General features: G+C 31.1%; 13 protein-coding genes. 9 read left to right on the top strand and 4 right to left on the bottom strand.

Going from position 1 to position 17,695, the window contains the following annotated elements; genetic code table 11:
* Positions 1–6: 6 nt before the first annotated feature.
* The 5 genes from ACYPV9_RS00110 (at position 7) to ACYPV9_RS00090 (ending at position 6,541) form a co-directional block, all read left to right on the top strand.
* Entirely contained in the window at positions 7–3,357 is a 3,351-nt protein-coding gene (locus ACYPV9_RS00110; RefSeq protein WP_459741185.1) for a leucine--tRNA ligase, read from the top strand.
* A gap of 90 nt (positions 3,358–3,447) precedes the next feature.
* Entirely contained in the window at positions 3,448–3,705 is a 258-nt protein-coding gene (locus ACYPV9_RS00105; protein ID WP_299064088.1) for a SemiSWEET family sugar transporter, read from the top strand.
* 94 nt (positions 3,706–3,799) lie between these two features.
* Complete coding sequence (locus ACYPV9_RS00100; RefSeq protein ID WP_459741184.1) at positions 3,800–4,264, top strand: hypothetical protein; 465 nt, start codon at positions 3,800–3,802, stop codon at positions 4,262–4,264.
* Positions 4,265–4,313: 49 nt separating this feature from the next.
* Positions 4,314–5,723 carry a sensor histidine kinase gene (locus tag ACYPV9_RS00095; protein WP_299064662.1) on the top strand — a complete coding sequence of 470 codons (1,410 nt, stop codon included), beginning with the start codon at positions 4,314–4,316 and terminating at the stop codon, positions 5,721–5,723.
* A gap of 35 nt (positions 5,724–5,758) precedes the next feature.
* Positions 5,759–6,541, top strand: coding sequence for an enoyl-CoA hydratase/isomerase family protein (locus ACYPV9_RS00090; protein WP_299064082.1), 783 nt, complete (start codon positions 5,759–5,761; stop codon positions 6,539–6,541).
* Between the two features lie 93 nt (positions 6,542–6,634).
* On the opposite strand, the gene ACYPV9_RS00085 is transcribed toward ACYPV9_RS00090, so the two are convergent.
* A complete protein-coding gene (locus ACYPV9_RS00085) occupies positions 6,635–7,219 on the bottom strand; it encodes a hypothetical protein (RefSeq protein WP_299064080.1) in 585 nt (194 codons plus the stop codon).
* A 203-nt stretch (positions 7,220–7,422) separates the two neighbouring features.
* On the opposite strand from ACYPV9_RS00085, the gene ACYPV9_RS00080 reads away from it, so the two are divergent.
* Positions 7,423–8,292, top strand: a complete 870-nt coding sequence (locus tag ACYPV9_RS00080; protein WP_299064077.1) for an AraC family transcriptional regulator — start codon at positions 7,423–7,425, stop codon at positions 8,290–8,292.
* Positions 8,293–8,486: 194 nt separating this feature from the next.
* On the opposite strand, the gene ACYPV9_RS00075 is transcribed toward ACYPV9_RS00080, so the two are convergent.
* The 3 genes from ACYPV9_RS00075 to ACYPV9_RS00065 form a co-directional block, all read right to left on the bottom strand.
* Positions 8,487–9,146, bottom strand: coding sequence for an HD domain-containing protein (locus tag ACYPV9_RS00075; RefSeq protein ID WP_459741183.1), 660 nt, complete (start codon positions 9,144–9,146; stop codon positions 8,487–8,489).
* A gap of 3 nt (positions 9,147–9,149) precedes the next feature.
* Positions 9,150–9,323 (bottom strand): hypothetical protein, encoded by a 174-nt coding sequence (locus ACYPV9_RS00070; RefSeq protein WP_459741182.1) that lies wholly within the window; start codon positions 9,321–9,323, stop codon positions 9,150–9,152.
* 135 nt (positions 9,324–9,458) lie between these two features.
* Complete coding sequence (locus ACYPV9_RS00065) at positions 9,459–9,869, bottom strand: BrxA/BrxB family bacilliredoxin (protein ID WP_299064068.1); 411 nt, start codon at positions 9,867–9,869, stop codon at positions 9,459–9,461.
* A gap of 157 nt (positions 9,870–10,026) precedes the next feature.
* Here ACYPV9_RS00065 and ACYPV9_RS00060 point away from each other — a divergent pair, with 157 nt between their 5' ends.
* The 3 genes from ACYPV9_RS00060 (at position 10,027) to ACYPV9_RS00050 (ending at position 17,620) form a co-directional block, all read left to right on the top strand.
* Complete coding sequence (locus ACYPV9_RS00060; protein WP_299064065.1) at positions 10,027–10,791, top strand: TerB family tellurite resistance protein; 765 nt, start codon at positions 10,027–10,029, stop codon at positions 10,789–10,791.
* 74 nt (positions 10,792–10,865) lie between these two features.
* Positions 10,866–13,277 (top strand): DUF11 domain-containing protein, encoded by a 2,412-nt coding sequence (locus ACYPV9_RS00055; RefSeq protein ID WP_459741181.1) that lies wholly within the window; start codon positions 10,866–10,868, stop codon positions 13,275–13,277.
* Between the two features lie 353 nt (positions 13,278–13,630).
* Positions 13,631–17,620, top strand: a complete 3,990-nt coding sequence (locus tag ACYPV9_RS00050) for a hypothetical protein (protein ID WP_459741180.1) — start codon at positions 13,631–13,633, stop codon at positions 17,618–17,620.
* Positions 17,621–17,695 lie beyond the last annotated feature (75 nt).

Below are 17,695 nucleotides of genomic sequence, written 5' to 3'. Positions count from 1 at the left end.
AATCAAATGCAATATAATCATCAAGAAATAGAAGAAAATTGGCAAAAGTTTTGGGCAGAAAACGAAACTTTTAAAGCCGAAAATAATTCTGAAAAACCAAAATATTACGTGTTAGATATGTTTCCTTATCCGTCTGGTGCAGGTTTACATGTTGGGCATCCTTTAGGCTATATTGCAAGTGATATTTATGCACGTTACAAGCGTCATAAAGGTTTTAACGTTTTGCATCCGCAAGGATATGATTCTTTTGGTTTGCCTGCAGAACAATATGCAATACAAACAGGGCAACACCCTGCAAAAACTACAGAGGCAAATATTGCAACGTACAGAAAACAATTAGATAAAATTGGTTTTTCTTTCGATTGGAGCAGAGAAGTAAGAACTTCTAGTCCAGAATATTATAAATGGACGCAGTCTATTTTTATTGAGTTATTTAATTCTTGGTATAATAAAGACTCTGATAAAGCAGAAGATATTTCTAGCTTAGAAAAAATCTTTAATAAAGAAGGAAACGCAAATGTAAACGCTGTTTCTGATGAAGATATTGCTATTTTTTCTGCGGATGAATGGAAAGGGTATTCAGCTAAAGAACAAGAAGAAATTTTATTACAATATCGTTTAACTTTTTTATCAGATACAGAAGTAAATTGGTGTCCGGCATTAGGCACTGTTTTAGCAAATGATGAAATTGTAAACGGAGTATCAGAAAGAGGAAGTCATCCGGTAGTTCGTAAAAAAATGACACAATGGTCTATGCGAATTTCTGCTTATGCGCAACGTTTGTTAGACGGCTTAGAAAAAATTGATTGGCCACAACCTTTAAAAGATTCTCAAACCAATTGGATTGGGCGCTCGCAAGGTGCAATGGTAACTTTTAAAGTAGAAGAAACTGCCGCAAATACTTCATCAGAAGTAAAACTATCTTACAAAGAATTAGAAGATTTAAAAGAAGTTCGATTAAACTTAACTAAAGCAGAAACTATACTTTGGAATGAGTTAAAGAACAAAAAAGGAGCATCAAAATTTAGAAAAAAGTATACAATTGGTACTTTTATGGTAGATTTTGCATGTATTGCTAAAAACTTAATTGTAGAGTTTTCTGGTAAAGAAGATGAAGCTGAAAGAACAACTTATTTTAATAACGAAGGTTTTAATGTTATTCGTTTTACAAATGAAGAGGTTTTAGAAAATGTTATAAAAGTTGTATCAGAAATAAATACAGCAATTCAGTTTCCAAAAGAAATAGAAAAAATAACTGAAAAAGAAGTTGTTAAAGAGAAAAACGACTATAAAATTGATGTTTTTACCACAAGACCAGATACCATTTATGGTGTAAGCTTTATGACGTTGGCGCCAGAGCACGAATTGGTTTCTAAAATTACAACAGCTGCACAAAAAGTAGAGGTAGAGGCCTATATTGCTGCAACAGCAAAAAGATCTGAACGAGATAGAATGGCAGATGTAAAAACCATTTCTGGTGCATTTACAGGTGCGTATGCTATACACCCTTTTTCTGGTGAAAAGGTTCAAATTTGGATTGGAGATTATGTGTTAGCAAGTTACGGTACAGGAGCAGTAATGGCGGTTCCTTGCGGAGATCAACGCGATTATGATTTTGCAAAACATTTTGGTATTCCAATTCCTAATATTTTCGAAGGCGTAGATATTTCTAAAGAAGCACACACAGATAAAGAAGGAACTGTAATTGCGAATTCAGACTTTTTATCAGGATTAAAATATAAAAAAGCACTAAAACTTGCCATTTATGAAATGGAAAAAAGAGGTTTTGGTTATGGTAAAATAAATTACAGATTAAGAGACGCGGTTTTTAGTAGACAACGTTATTGGGGAGAACCTTTTCCGGTTTATTATAAAGACGGAATGCCACAAATGATAGATGAAAAACATTTACCAATTGTGTTGCCAGAAGTAGAAAAATATTTACCAACAGAAGATGGTAAACCACCATTAGGAAATGCAACAGAATGGGCATGGGATTCTCGTGCTAAAAAAGTAGTTTCTAATGATAAATTAAAGAACAAAACAGTATTTCCTTTAGAATTAAACACAATGCCTGGGTGGGCAGGAAGTTCTTGGTACTTTAACCGCTATATGGACGCTTCTAATACAGAAGAATTTGCAAGCAAAGAAGCTTTAAATTACTGGAAAGAAGTAGATTTATATATTGGTGGTTCTGAGCACGCAACAGGGCATTTATTGTATGCTCGTTTTTGGCAAAAATTCTTGTTTGATAAAGGAATTGTACCTGTAGATGAGTTTGCTAAAAAGCTAATAAATCAAGGGATGATTTTAGGTACTTCTGCATTTGTTTACAAAGCGACTCCGTTTGTAAAAAATGGTTGCGCAATAGATAAATCTAATGATGATGTTATCGAGAAAATTCCAACGGTTTTTGTTTCTAAAAACTTATTTACTTCTGATGACGAATTTGAAACTGTTGTTAAAAATTATTTATTAGATAATGGTTTACTAAATCCTAATTATGCAGATTTAGTAATGATTGTTAAAACACCTTTACATGCAGATGTATCTTTGGTAAATGCTTCGGATGATTTAGATATCGAAGGATTTAAAGAACATCCTCTAAATGCAGAATATAAAAATGCGGCGTTTATTTTAGAAGAAGGGGTTTATAAAGTTGGGCGTGAAGTAGAAAAAATGTCTAAATCTAAATACAATGTTGTGAATCCTGATGATATTGTAAAAGAATATGGTGCAGATTCATTGCGTTTGTTCGAAATGTTTTTAGGACCTTTAGAGCAAGCAAAACCATGGAAAACTTCGGGTATTTCTGGTGTATCTTCGTTTTTAAAGAAACTTTGGAAACTTTATTTTAATGGCGAAGAGTTTTCTGTTTCTGATGAAAAAGCAACAAAAGAAGAATTAAAAACATTACACAAAACAATTAAGAAAGTAGAAGAAGATATAGAGAATTTCTCTTTTAACACTTCTGTTTCTACTTTTATGATTGCTGTAAACGAGTTAACAACACTAAAGTGCAACAAGCGTGAAATCTTAGAACCTTTATTGATTTTATTATCGCCTTATGCACCACATATTTCAGAAGAATTATGGAGCAAATTAGGTAATAAAGAATCTATATCTACAGCAGCTTTTCCTGTTTTTGATGCAAAACATTTAGTAGAAAGTGCAAAAAATTACCCTATTTCGTTTAACGGTAAAATGCGTTTTACTTTAGAGCTTCCTTTAGATTTATCTAAAGAAGAAATCGAGAAAACAGTAATGGAGCACGAAAAAACAATAGCACAGTTAGATGGTAGAACTCCTAAAAAAGTTATTATTGTACCAGGAAAAATTGTAAATATTGTAGGTTAATAAAACAATATAAAATCTTAATAAGTAAGGAATTTGATATTTTTAAATATTGAATTCCTTCTTTTTTTGAAATCTGATGTAAGAATAATTATGAACGCTTTTTTTGAAATTATTGGTTTGTTAGCAGCGTTACTAACTACCATATCTTTTTTACCACAAGTATATAAAACATGGCAAACCAAAGATACTTCTGGTTTGTCTTTAACAATGTTTATTGTGTTTTTTTTAGGTATCATTTTATGGCTTATTTACGGTATTTATTTAAATAGTTTACCCATGATTTTGGCCAATACAATTACAGCAGTTTCTTCTATGTATTTAATAATTATGAAGTTGAAACATAAATAGAGAATATGTTTTTGATGTGAAATTGATAAAGCCACTACAGTATTTGTAGTGGCTTTTTATTTAACTATCTTGTCCTTTCTAAAATAAACTTCAAATGAAAACAAATTATTTCTTCTGTATATTGATTTTTGGAATGCTTTTTGGTAACTGTAAACGAGAAGAATCCTTAGAAAAATACATGGCAAAAAGTTGGGAAACTACTTATTTAAAAATAGAAATGCCAACTTTTGAAAATACAGATTCTTTAAATGTTTTTGAAGATAAGTTTGATAATAACCCAATACAAGTAGCACAGTCTAAGTACAATTTAGATGGTACTTTTACAGCTTGGTTTTTAACTAATTCTAATCAGAAAATATTAGAAACCGATGGTACCTGGAATGTGGTTGGAGACTCTTTAAAAGTTTCTTTTTTTTATAATAATAAAGAGATGAAGGTAGCTTATAAAATTACAAAAACAGAAGAAGGGTTTAAAGGCGAAAGTAAATATGATTGGGATAATGATGGTATTGCAGATGATCTTTTAACAATGAAAACGAAAGAAATTAAAAACGAATAATTTGAGTTTATTTAAAAACATATCTTTAAGAATACGTATTTTTTTATCGATGATTTTGTTAGTACTGTTGGCATCAGTATTAATTCTGGTTGTTACTGTTTATCAATATGACGAGCAAACAAAAGACTATAATATACAACGGTTTGAGCGTAAAGAAGCTATTGCAAAAAAAACAATTGAATTAGAACTTACAAATAAAACTACATATGCTGTAAAAACAGAAAACCTCTCAAAAATTTTTCAGAATAGAATTTACGAAATTTCATCTATTAACAAATTAAACATTACAATTTATGATTTAGAGGGTAAGTTGTTAAAAACCTCTTTTGGTAATGCTTTCGAAAAGATAGACAATACGCCTTTAACAGATTTTATTGTTACTGAATTGGCCCAAAATTCTAATCACAGAATTTTTAAAAATAAACAAATTGACGGCACAGGGTATCAAACATCATACTCATATATTACAGATCCAAAATTTAAAAGAATTGGTATTTTAGAATTACAATTTACACAAGACAATTCAGAAATAGAACACGAGCTAAAAGAGTTTATTTACAGATTAAGTTTGGTGTACGCTCTAATGTTTTTAGTGGCAATTTCTTTAGCTTATTTTTTATCTAGTTATATAACACGTTCTATTAAAACAATTTCAGACAAAATGCAACAAACACGTTTGAATGAAAGAAACGAGAAAATTATATTAAACAAAGCAAGTTCAGAGATTGAAGTTTTAGTTGCTGCGTATAATAATATGATCGATCAATTAGAAGAAAGTGCAGCAAAATTAGCAAAAAGTGAAAGAGAACAAGCTTGGAGGGAAATGGCAAAACAGGTAGCGCATGAAATAAAAAACCCGTTGACACCTATGCGATTGTCTGTGCAAAGTTTCGAGAGAAAATTTAATCCGGAAGACGAAAATATAAAAGAGAAATTGGCGGAATATAGTCAGACTTTAATTCAACAAATAGATGTTATGAGTTCTATTGCATCTGCATTTTCTGACTTTGCAAAAATGCCTACTCAGAAAAAAGAAGAAATAGAAGTAATTAGTGTTGTTAAATTGGCGTTAGACATTTTTAACGAAAAATCGATAAAATATCTGCCAGAAAACAAAGAATTATATGCTTTTTTAGATAAAACTCAGTTAATTAGAATTGTAACTAATTTGGTTAAAAATGCGATTCAAGCGACAGAGAGTGAAGAAAACCCGTTAATACAAGTCGAGGTTTTAGAGCATCAGAATAAAATAAAGATTATTGTTTCTGATAACGGAAAAGGAATTTCTAATGATGTAAAAGATTTAATTTTCGAACCAAAATTTACCACAAAATCTAGCGGAATGGGATTAGGTTTGGCAATGATTAAAAACATAATAGAAGCATACGATGGTAAAATATCTTTTACCTCTAAAGAAGGAGAAGGAACCGTTTTTACCGTAACCTTACCAAAGAAATAAAGACAAATTACAATTTAATAATAAATATAATTTACATGAATTTTGATAATATATTAGTTGAAAAATCAGCAGCTTTAGCCAAAGTAATTATTAATAGGCCAAAAAAACTAAACGCATTAAACAAGGCAACTATAGAAGAGTTGCACGAGGCTTTTAAAAGTTTAGATAAAGACGAGAGTATAAAAACAATTTTAGTAACAGGTAGCGGTGATAAGGCTTTTGTAGCAGGAGCAGATATTTCTGAATTCTCTGATTTTTCTGTAGAAGAAGGCGGTGGTTTGGCAAAAGCAGGACAAGAAATGCTATTCGATTTTGTAGAAAATTTAGCTACGCCTGTAATTGCGGTAGTAAATGGTTTTGCACTTGGTGGTGGTTTAGAATTGGCAATGGCGTGTCATTTTAGAATTGCTTCTGATAATGCTAAAATGGGTTTGCCAGAAGTTTCTTTAGGTGTAATACCAGGTTATGGTGGTACACAACGTTTGCCACAATTAGTAGGTAAAGGTAAAGCTATGGAAATGATTATGACTGCTGGTATGATATCTGCAGAAGAAGCAAAACAAAATGGTTTGGTTAATTATGTAACCACGCAAGAAGAATTAATGCCTTTAGCAGAAAAATTGGCTTCTAAAATTTTAAGAAATTCTTCTGTTGCAATAAGTGCAGCAATAAGTGCTGTAAACGCGAATTTTAAAGATGGTATAAATGGTTTTGATATAGAAATAGAAGCTTTTGGTAATTGTTTTGGCACAGAAGATTTTAAAGAAGGTACAACTGCATTTTTAGAAAAAAGAAAAGCGAATTTTCCAGGGAAATAATATTTATAAAACAATAAAAAAAAGCGAACCAATTAAGGTTCGCTTTTTGCATCAAATTATAGCAGTAATCTGATGAAACAATTAACTAAATTTTTATAGATTAAAATCTTGTTGATAAGATCTATTGTCACTTTTAATAACTACTTTGTAATCTCCTTTTATTTCTTTTGATACTTTATAAACTCTACTTAATACAGCTTCTGTATTTGTAATAGTTTCAGAAAAAATAATTTCGTTTTCGTAGTATAACTCTACTTTTACTGGCTCTTTTTCGAATGTAATTTTAGATACATAAACAGTATCATCTTCTGCTCTTATTACAGGTTTAAAGATTGTTTTTTCATCGTTAAAAGAAATTTCACCGTCATTTACAGTAAAATACTTTACTATAATTTCGAAATCTTTTTCCAATTCTGTAGTATAATTTCCTTTTTCTAATTTAGATAAATCAAATATCTGAGAAAATGAACCTGTATTTTTAATTTCCTGAGTATAAATTACTGTTCCGTTTTCATTCTTAATAGATAGTGTATGTCCCTTTTTTACAGTTCTGTACTCTAATCTTACTCTCTTTCCTTTTACAACGTCTATAGAGTTACTATTTACGTTTGCGTAGTTTATTAATGTTCCTAACATCATAACTACTACTACTAAGTACTTTTTAATTGTTGTTTTCATTGTTTTTCATTTAATGATTATTAACACTACAAATGTATAACGGTTTTACAACCCCAAAAACATCAAAATTGATTAATATATATACTAAATTATCATAACAAATACTGACTATTTCGTTGTAGGTTAATTTAGTATACAATAAAGTTAATTTTATATATTTTATTACATTTAAGTGTTGTAATTTTGTAGCTTAAATTATTTAAATGAAAACAAAACCTACTTTAGAAAAAATTACGCCTAGTTTTGGTAGTTCTTTGTTGGTTAAAAAACATGTTCAATTTTTAAAGGAGAATAAAGCATTTTGGCATTTTCATCCAGAAATAGAGATAGTATACGTTAATAAGGGAAAAGGTAAAAGACATATTGGTAACCATATAAGTTATTTTAATAATAGTCAATTAGTGCTTATAGGTTCTAATTTGCCACATTTAGGTTTTACAGATCGATTAACTACAAATGGTTCTGAAACCTTAATACAATTTAAGCCAGATTTTTTAGGAGCAGATTTTTTTAAGATTCCAGAGATGAGTGCTATAGAGCAATTGTTTGAACGTGCAAAAAAAGGAATTCGTTTTAATATAGAAATTAAAAAGAGAATTGGGGCTAAAATTGAGGAGTTAGCAGATTTAGAGGGGCCAAGTAGAATTATTTCTTTTTTACATATATTAAAAGAATTGGCTTTAACTGATGATTACACCATATTAAATGCAGATGGTTTTGCATTTGAAACACAACCGCAAGATAGTACTAAGATAGATGTTATTTTTAAGCATATTAACGAAAACTTTAATCAACATATAAGTTTAGATGAAATTGCAGGTTTAGTTAGTATGACGGTTCCTGCATTTTGTAGATTTTTTAAAAAAACAACTTCTAAAACTTTTACTAAGTTGGTAAATGAATACAGAGTTGTGCATGCTACAAAACTATTATCAGAAAGTAATATGAGTATTACAGATATTTGTTTTGAGTGTGGTTTTAATAATTTTTCTCACTTTAATAAACTGTTTAAAGAGTTTACAGGTAAGTCTGCTTCAAAATATAGAAGTGAAATGCTGAATTTAGTTCAATAGAGAAAAAATTAGTTTAGAACTTCAGATTTTTATCCGATTTCATCAGAAAAATTAAAATAAAGAATTTTAATAGCTTTATTTAAGTTGTGTTTTACAATTGGGTTTGATAAAATTAAAACTGCTTTAAAAAGTAGTTTAAGGAGTCAAAAATTATAAATTCTAATTATTGATTTCATCTAAAGTATAATTTTTAATTATTTTACACCGTTCCATTCCTCATAAAACTGTTTTAGAAAAGTTTCCATAAAAAGATGTCTTTCTGTAGCAATTTTTTTTCCAGATGCAGTGTTCATCTTATCTTTTAAAAGTAAAAGTTTTTCATAAAAATGATTAATGGTTGGTGCATTAGAATTTTTATATTCCTCTTTTGTCATATTTAAATTAGGAATAATTTCTGGGTTATAAAGAGCTCTGTTTTTAAACCCACCATAATTAAAACATCTAGCTATTCCAATAGCACCAATTGCATCTAACCTATCTGCATCTTGTACAACTTCTAATTCTTTAGACTTAAACTGTACTTGTTTTTTTTCAAAAGAATTTTTAAAAGAAATATTATTTATAATGTCTACAACATGTTTAATTGTTGTGGTTTTAACATGTTGTTTTTCAAGAAATTCAGTTGCAATTTTAGGTCCAATTGATTCATCTCCGTTATGAAATTTAGGATCTGCAATGTCATGTAATAAAGCTGCTAAAGAAACAATAAAAACATCTACTTTTTCTTCTTTAGAAATTAATATTGCATTTTTAAAAACACGTTCTATATGAAACCAATCGTGTCCTCCTTCTGCATTTTTTAATTCTTCTTTTACAAATGCAATTGTTGTAGTTATTATTTTTTCTTGATTCATTTTTTACTTTCTAGATGCTAATTCTTCTCTCATTTTTTTTATTTCAATAAACATATACATACTCATCGGAATAAAAAAAAGTGGCAAAAAGGTATGAAAAGAAATACCGTTTTCTATAGTAGAAAATATGGCAAAAACAATCATTAAAACAAGAATAACACACTTTATTGCGAACATTGTTTTTTGAGTTTTTAATTTTTTTGATAACTCTTGCTTTGTATAAGTAGTAAATGACATTTTAATAATTTTAGTAAAAATAAAAAATCCATTCTTAATAGAATGGATTTTTTAAAGTCTTTAAATAGATACTGTTTAACAAAACTCGTCGTAAGCTTGCGCTAGGTTCTGAGCAATCATTTGTGCAGATCTACCTTCTATATGATGTCTTTCTAACATATGTACTAAATTACCATCTTTAAATAAGGCAATTGCTGGTGAAGAAGGAGGAAAAGGAACCATAAACTCACGAGCTTTTTGTGTAGATTCTTTTTCTACACCTGCAAAAACAGTGGTTAAGTTTGTAGGTGTTTTATCTGCACCTAAAGATGCAATTGCACCTGGTCTTGCTGTACCAGCAGCACAACCACAAACAGAGTTTACCATTACTAAAGTTGTCCCTTCTTTAGACATTGCGTTTTCAACGTCTTCACTTGTATATAATGCTTCAAAACCTGCGTTAATTAACTCATCACGCATTGGTTTTACTAATTCTTCTGGATACATAAATATTTATTTTAAAATACAAAGATAACTATTAGTTCAGTAAAATTCAACTTTATAGATATTGATGTTTCAATGCATATATCAATAAAATTGATGTGCTAAATTTTGTCTTTAAAAATGTAGTTTTCATATCTTTGAAAACATACAAAAATAGAATATGGGGAATTTTACAAAATGGTTAGGTGCGGGTTTAGGATTTACGTTTGGAGGCCCAATTGGTGCTGCAATAGGTTTTGCAATTGGTAGTTTTGTTGATGGTTTTTCTGAAGATGATTTAAAGCAAGAAAGAATCGACTACGAAAGACATAGAAGCACTGATGGATCACGAAGTAGAGATAACACTCAATCTGGAGATTTTGAAATGAGTTTACTTGTTTTGGCATCTATTGTTATTAAATCTGATGGTAAAATAGATGAAAAAGAACTTTCTTTTGTAAGAAATCAATTTGTAAACATGTATGGTAAACAGCGTGCAAATAGTGCTTTTAAATTGTTTAATGGTATTGTTAAAAAAGAGGTTTCTGCTCGCCAGGTTTGTATTCAAATTAGACAGCACATGCCCCATGCATCTAGATTGCAATTAATTCATTTTTTATTCGGAATAGCTAAGGCAGATGGTTTTGTAACACAAAGTGAGGTAGAAGAAATTAGAAAAATTGCAGGATATTTATATATTAATGATAAAGATTTTGTTTCTATTAAAGCGATGTTTTATGATGAGTCTGATAATGCATATAAAATTTTAGAAATTTCAAAAACTGTGTCAGATGCAGAGGTTAAAAAGGCGTATAGAAAAATGGTAAAAAAATACCATCCAGACAAATTACAAGATTTAGGTGAAGAGCATTTAAAAGGCGCAAATAAGAAATTTCAAAGTATACAAGAAGCTTACGATAAAATAAAGAAAGAACGAGGAATGTAATAGCTACCTTATATGTAAATAAAAATGCATAAATTTGAACTTAATCAATTTTAATCATTATTTAAGAAAAGAGTTTGAGTTTAAAAGTACCCTTTTTAAAAGAAAATCAAGTAAAAATATTTTACATATTTATAATTACATTTTTTGGTTTTTCAAATACTTACGCTCAATTAGATAACGAGCACTATTTACCTCCTTTAAAACAAGTATTTAATAACGCAGGTATCCAGCAACAAGCGGTATATTTCTCTACTCCAGAAACTACACCTTTTCCCATAGAAATTTATAGAGGTAATAGCACAACACCGTTGTTAACTCTTACTGGTTTGGTTAAAGGTTCTGGTAAGATATTTGATAATTCTAACGGATTAGCCAATGGAGATAATAATATAACTTTAGTAACAAATGCAAATACCGGAGAAGTTTTATCAACTGCAGGTTTAAGAATTATTGCACCTGGCGGGCAAAAGTTTTATGTAAATTATAGAGGAAGATCTGGTGCACAAGCAGGATCTTTAACATCTAAAGGTTCAAAAGCTAAAGGAACTGAATTTAGATGGGGAGGAATACCAAACAGAGCAACAGATAATAATAATAGAAAACTATCTACAACCCTTGGTATGATGGCAACAGAAGACGGCACAGTTGTAACTGTTTCTGGTTATAATAATGGTGTAGTATTTAGAAAAGGAACCAATGCCGGAGGTATTACAGCTACTTCTCAAACAATAAACTTAAATAAGGGGCAATCTTTTGTTTTAGAGGCTGTTAAAAATCAAAGTATTTCTAATATTGATGGATGGTTGGGTGCCAAGATTGAAGCAACAAAGCCAATTGTAATTAGTAATGGAGGTTTAAATGTTGGTGTAAGAACCGGCAGTCAAAGTAGAGATGTTGGTATAGATCAACCTGTAGCAGTAGAAAATCTCGGTAGAGAATATGTTTTTGTTCGAGGAAATGGTACAAACGAATCAGAATTTCCAATAATTGTTGCAACTCAGAATAATACGCAGGTATTTGCAGGTGGTAATTTAATTGGTACAATTAATGACGGAGAATATTTAGAGATTCCGGGTAGTAATTATTCTTCTACAAGTGCAGGTGCTAGTATGTATGTTACAACGTCTAGAGAGGCGTATGCATATCAATGTTTACAGGGAGCTCCTGGAAATAAAATTCAGACAATTGGTATGAACTTTATAGCGCCGGTAAACTGTCTGTTACCAAATTTAATGGATGAAATATCCGATATTGATAGAATTGCAGGTTCGCTTACAAATGAATCTGCAATTACAATAATTGCGTCTGCATTAACGCCAAATACAAATATTAAAGTAAGAGAAAATGGTGTTTTAGTACCTTTGCCAACACCTGTTTTTCCGGCAGGAACTTCAGATTGGAAAACTTTTTACGTAAATGGTTTGTCTGGTGAAATAGATGTTAATTCTTCTGGGCCAATAGCTGTTGGTACTTTTATGAGTTTAGGTGCTAATGCAGGTTTAGCAGGTTATTTTTCTGGGTTTGATACAGTGCCTGTTGTTGGTGTAGAAATTACTGGTGGTGGTTGTTTTCCTTCTGGAAATTTAGAAGAAAGTTCTAAAAATTTTGATGCCTATCAATGGTATAAAAACGGAAATATAATTGCGGGAGCAACATCTGCAGTCTATACACCAGATAGTATTGGAGAATATTATTTGGTTGTTACAGAAGGGACCTGTTCTTATTCATCTAAAACTGTAGACGTTTTTAATTGTGATCCGGATATTGTAGTGAAAAAAACTTCAGATATTTCTGGAGATTTAACAGACGGAGATGAAGTAAATTTTACGGTAACAGTTCAAAGTTTTGGTTTGTTTCCTGTAACTAATTTAGTCATTAGAGATATTTTTCCAACACAGTTAGATTTAATTAGTGTTACTCCAAGTCAAGGTACTTGGGTAAGTCCAGATTGGACAATTGGTACTATGGAAGCTGGAGAATTGTTTACTTTAAAATTTGTATCGAAAGTACCTAATAAGCCAGAAGATGGTGTTTTTTCTAATGTGGTTTCTAATACACAAGATCAAATAGATAGCAACGATTCTGAAGATGATTTGATTGAAAGCTTTACATTGGTATCAAAAAAAATAGATTTGTCTTTAATTAAAACTGTTGATAAATCAATAGTTAAATTAAACGAAAATGTAGTTTTTACACTAATTTTAAGTAATCAAGGGCCAGATACAGCTACAGGTGTACAGGTTAAAGATTTACTTCCTGCTGGTTTAGAATTTGTGTCTCTAGGGTCAGAAATCCCAACAAATACAACTTATAATGCTACTACAGGTATCTGGGATTTATCATCAATAAATTTGGCTAAAAACACTTCGATTTCCTTAAAAATAAATGCTAAAGTTAAAAACTTAAATGTTTTAATAGTAAATAAAACAGAAATTTTTAAGACGGAACAAAAAGATTTAGACTCTTTTTCTAATTCAGAAAACTAAGCAATACCGCACTTCATCGCGCTTAAAACGCATTTTATCGATAGATTTATTTTAATATACTCTTATGTTTTAATTTTGTTTTCAAGAAAAACATTAACATTTGTTAATAAATATTATAAATTTTTATTAAATTTGTTTTGATTGTACTTTTTAACCCCCAAAAAGCGTATGAACTCAAAATTACTTCTTACATCACTTCCATTTTTAAAGAAGAATAATTTTATCTGTGCTTTGGTTTTAAGGTTTTCAGAAAATATTTTTCTAGCACTTAAATACATTTCTTTATACAAATACAAATCTGTAATTACTATTAGTAATAGTAGGTTAAAGGTTATATACAATTATATATGATTATGAAAAATTACATATCACATAGCATATCTAAGTTGAAGAATAATTTTTCTTTAACAAGAAAGAATGCGACTTTACTACCAGTTTTTCTAATGCTGTTGTTTGTCATTGCTAATACAAATACATCTTTGGCTCAAGACACTTTTGAAACATCTTTTGATAGTTGGGTAAATATTGCAGGAGACCAAAGTAATTGGTTAAGAACTACTGGTTCTACGCCAAGTCCAAATACTGGACCAACAACAGGTTCTGGAAGCGCAACATATATTTATTATGAGGCAACTGGTGGTACCACTGGAGATGTGGCTTGGATAGAGAAGGTTTATGATTTTAGGGGTAAAGAAAATGTACAATTAGTATTCGATTTTCACATGTGGGCCAATTCATTAGATGCAAACGCTATGGGGTCTTTAGATGTTTTTGTAGATTATGAAGGTACTTTAACCAATGTTTTTACAATAACGGGTAATCAAGGTAATAATTGGTTAAGAACAAATCCGATAAATTTGAGTTATTTTGATAAGAAACTTGTTAAATTAAGATTTCAAGCAACTAGAGGTACTCAGTTTACGAGTGATATTGCAGTTGACAATATAAACGTAACATTTCAACTACCTGGTCCCTTAGATTCAGACGGAGACGGAGTATTAGATATAAATGATTTAGATGATGACAATGATGGTATTTTAGATGTTGATGAGTGCCAGTCAATTTCAGGTGCTGCTTTACCTGAAGCAGATGCAATATCATATAGTAGAGACATTTATGATTTTTATGTTGCCGGTAACAATACTAATGCACTAGGATATAAAGAGTCTGGTTTTGAAAAAGCAGCTTTTGATAAAGGTGTTTCTTTAACAGTATTAAGTGGTCCAGATGAATTTACTGTAACAGGAGCCACAGGTGCAGGTTCGGCATCCAATTCTACGGTTTCTTTTGCCAATGGTACAATAACTTATGGGGTAAATTATAGTTCGCCAACCAATAATGATGAGTTTAGAACTACAACAGCTTCAAATTTCTTTTCAGGAAATATTGGAGAAGGTGTTTACATTTTACCTTACCAAGGAGGGCAAGCAGGAGACACTTATACAACAACTATTAACTTTACAACACCAGTTACGGCATTTAGTTTTGATTTGGTCGATATTTTTGACACTATTACAACAGGCAATCCAATAAGTACTTATTCCTTAGTTATTAATGGTGTAGAGTATGTAGGTTTTACAGGAGGATTTTTGGGAGATGATGGTACAGGTAATTTAAATGTTATCGATGGCAGTGGTACTAATGTTGGTTCTGTTGTTGCTGGTCAAAATATAGAGAATACAATTGGTTTTATCTCACAAACACCAATTACTCAGATACAAGTTATACATAGAGTAGAATCAGGTAGTATCTCCTCAACAGCAAGAGATCCGCACGGTATAGATAATTTTGTCTATGGTACGGGTTCATGTGATACTGATGGAGATGGTATTTTAAATTATTTAGATACAGATTCTGATAACGATGGTTGTACAGATGCTAACGAAGCATATTTTGGAACAACTTTAAGAGTAGATGGTGACAATGATGGATTTTATGGTAATGGCGCCGTAACGGTAGATGGTCAAGGTAGGGTTGTAGGTGCGTCTTACAATACTCCTAATGCTGTTTATTTAGATGAAACATTATCCGCTTGTTATGACACAGATAATGACGGTGTGCCAGATAGTGTAGATTTAGATGATGATAATGATGGAATTTTAGATTCTATAGAATGCCCCTTGACTCCTTTAAGTGCAGCCGCAGATGCATCTTATTATCAGAGTTCTCACGGGCGATATTTTTCAGTTTCAAATAACATAAATGCAAATGGATATATAGAATCTGGTTGGTCTGGTGCAATATCAGAGGCAGGAAGTGTTGTAGTATCTGAAAGTGACTTTACAAGTACAACATTTTCTAACGGATCACTTACTATAAGTTCAGATGTTAGTGCTGCTGCAAATACAAGTGCAGTTGGCATAAGCGTAACAAATGCAGATTCATTTATATCTGGCGCTTCTGGTTCTGGTTATTCAATTGTTCCTGGAGATTCTAGATCTGAAACGGATCAAAATTTAACTACAAGTGTATTTATTAATTTTACAAATCCGGTTTACAGCTTCGGTTTTGATTTGGTAGATTATTTTGATCATGGTTCGGTTGGTAGTTTTGAAGATGAATGGGGGATTTATGCAGATGGAATACTTATATTTAAAATAGGGCCAGATAAATCCGTTGGTTCTGGAGTTTCTGGTTTGGTTACCTTAAAAGATGGTTCAGGTAATTTTTTATCTAATATTACTGTAGGTCAAAATTTAGAAACTTTTATTGGTTTTATTCAACCAAGGCCAGTTTCTACTATAGAAATTAGGCATAGTTCAACTTATATTACAGATAGTTTTGGTGCAGATAATTTTGGTATTGATGAGTTTAGGTACAGTCAAGAAGCTCCATGTGATTTTGATAAAGATGGCATACCAAACTATTTAGATTCAGATAGTGATAATGATGGATGTACAGATGCAGATGAGGCTTATTATAATGGTTTAGCAGATGCAGATTCAGATAATAACGGTTATTATGGTTCAGGAGTTCCTACGGTAGATGGACAAGGGAAAGTAACAACAGCTTCTTATGCAACACCAAATGCTTATTATTTAAATACAGCAGTTATTACTTGTGATGATAATGATAAAGACGGCATACCAGATGCGGTAGATGTAGATGATGATAATGATGGGATCTTAGATGCAAATGAATGCCCAACTCCAGTAATTTATAATGATTCTTTCGAAGTGCCCAATATACAATCTTTGGGTACAAATTTAACTAGTAGGCCAGATGCAGATGCAGACGGAGAGGTAGATATGTTTATATCTCAAACATCTATAGAAGGTTGGACAACTACAGACGCAAATAGTTTTGATATTATATTTGACCTTTTAAATGCCTCAGATGGTAATCAAAGTTTAGACTTGTACGGTACACCAACAGCAACGGGAATTCAAAAAACATACACAGGTTTTACAGAAGGCGTAGAGGTAGATTTTTCTTTAGATTACAGCTCTGTAGCAGGTTTATTTGAAGCAACAGTTTCTGTAGATTATGGTTCTGGGCCAGTTTTATTAACAACCTTGCAGCCAAACGGTATAGCAGCTTCAGATAGCCCAGGTGTTGCAGGACAAAGAGCTTCTTCTGTAGTTTGGTCTAATTACAGTGCAACTTTAACGCCTACAGCTTCGGGTTCAATAAAAATTATTATTCAATCAACAAGTTTAGGTTCTGGTCAAGTAGGTGTTTTAATAGATAATGTTAGTCTGTCTCAAACATCTTGTACAGATACAGATAGTGATGGTGTAATAGATTCTTTTGACACAGATTCAGACAATGACGGATGCCCAGATGCAATGGAAGGTGCAGCAACATTAACTTTAGATAAATTATCAACTTTTACAGGTGGTAGTGTTGGTGGAAGTTCTCAAAATTTAGGCTCTAATGTAGATGCAAACGGTAGTCCTATTGTTAGTGGGCAAGGAGCAACTGGTTTTACTCAAGCATCTACAAACGATGTTAAAGATGCAAATGTAAGTTTAGCTTGTGCTATAGATTTAAACATAACAAAAAAGGTTGATAAACCAATTTTGAAAATTGGTGAAACAGTAATATTTACATTGGTTTTAACTAATGCGGGGCCTCAACCAGCAACAAACGTTCAGGTAAGAGATTTGCTTCCAGCAGGATTAACATACAATGCAGCAAGTTCTGTAATAGCAACAAATACTACCTATAACCCAACAACTGGTATTTGGGATCTTAGTTCTCTTACAATAGGAGTTAATGATTCTGTAGAACTTAAAATAGCAGCAACTATAAACACTTTAGGTGTAATTATTACAAATAATACAGAAATCTTTTCTACAACAGAAACAGATAAAGATTCTACACCTAATAGCAATAACTAACAAATAAATTTAAAAAGATGGAAAAAATGTACACACTTTTCAACTTCAAAAATAAATTTAGTATAAAGACTAGGC

The organism is Polaribacter sp. OB-PA-B3, from assembly GCF_054589375.1.
This window is presented reverse-complemented; position numbering and strand designations above follow the sequence as displayed.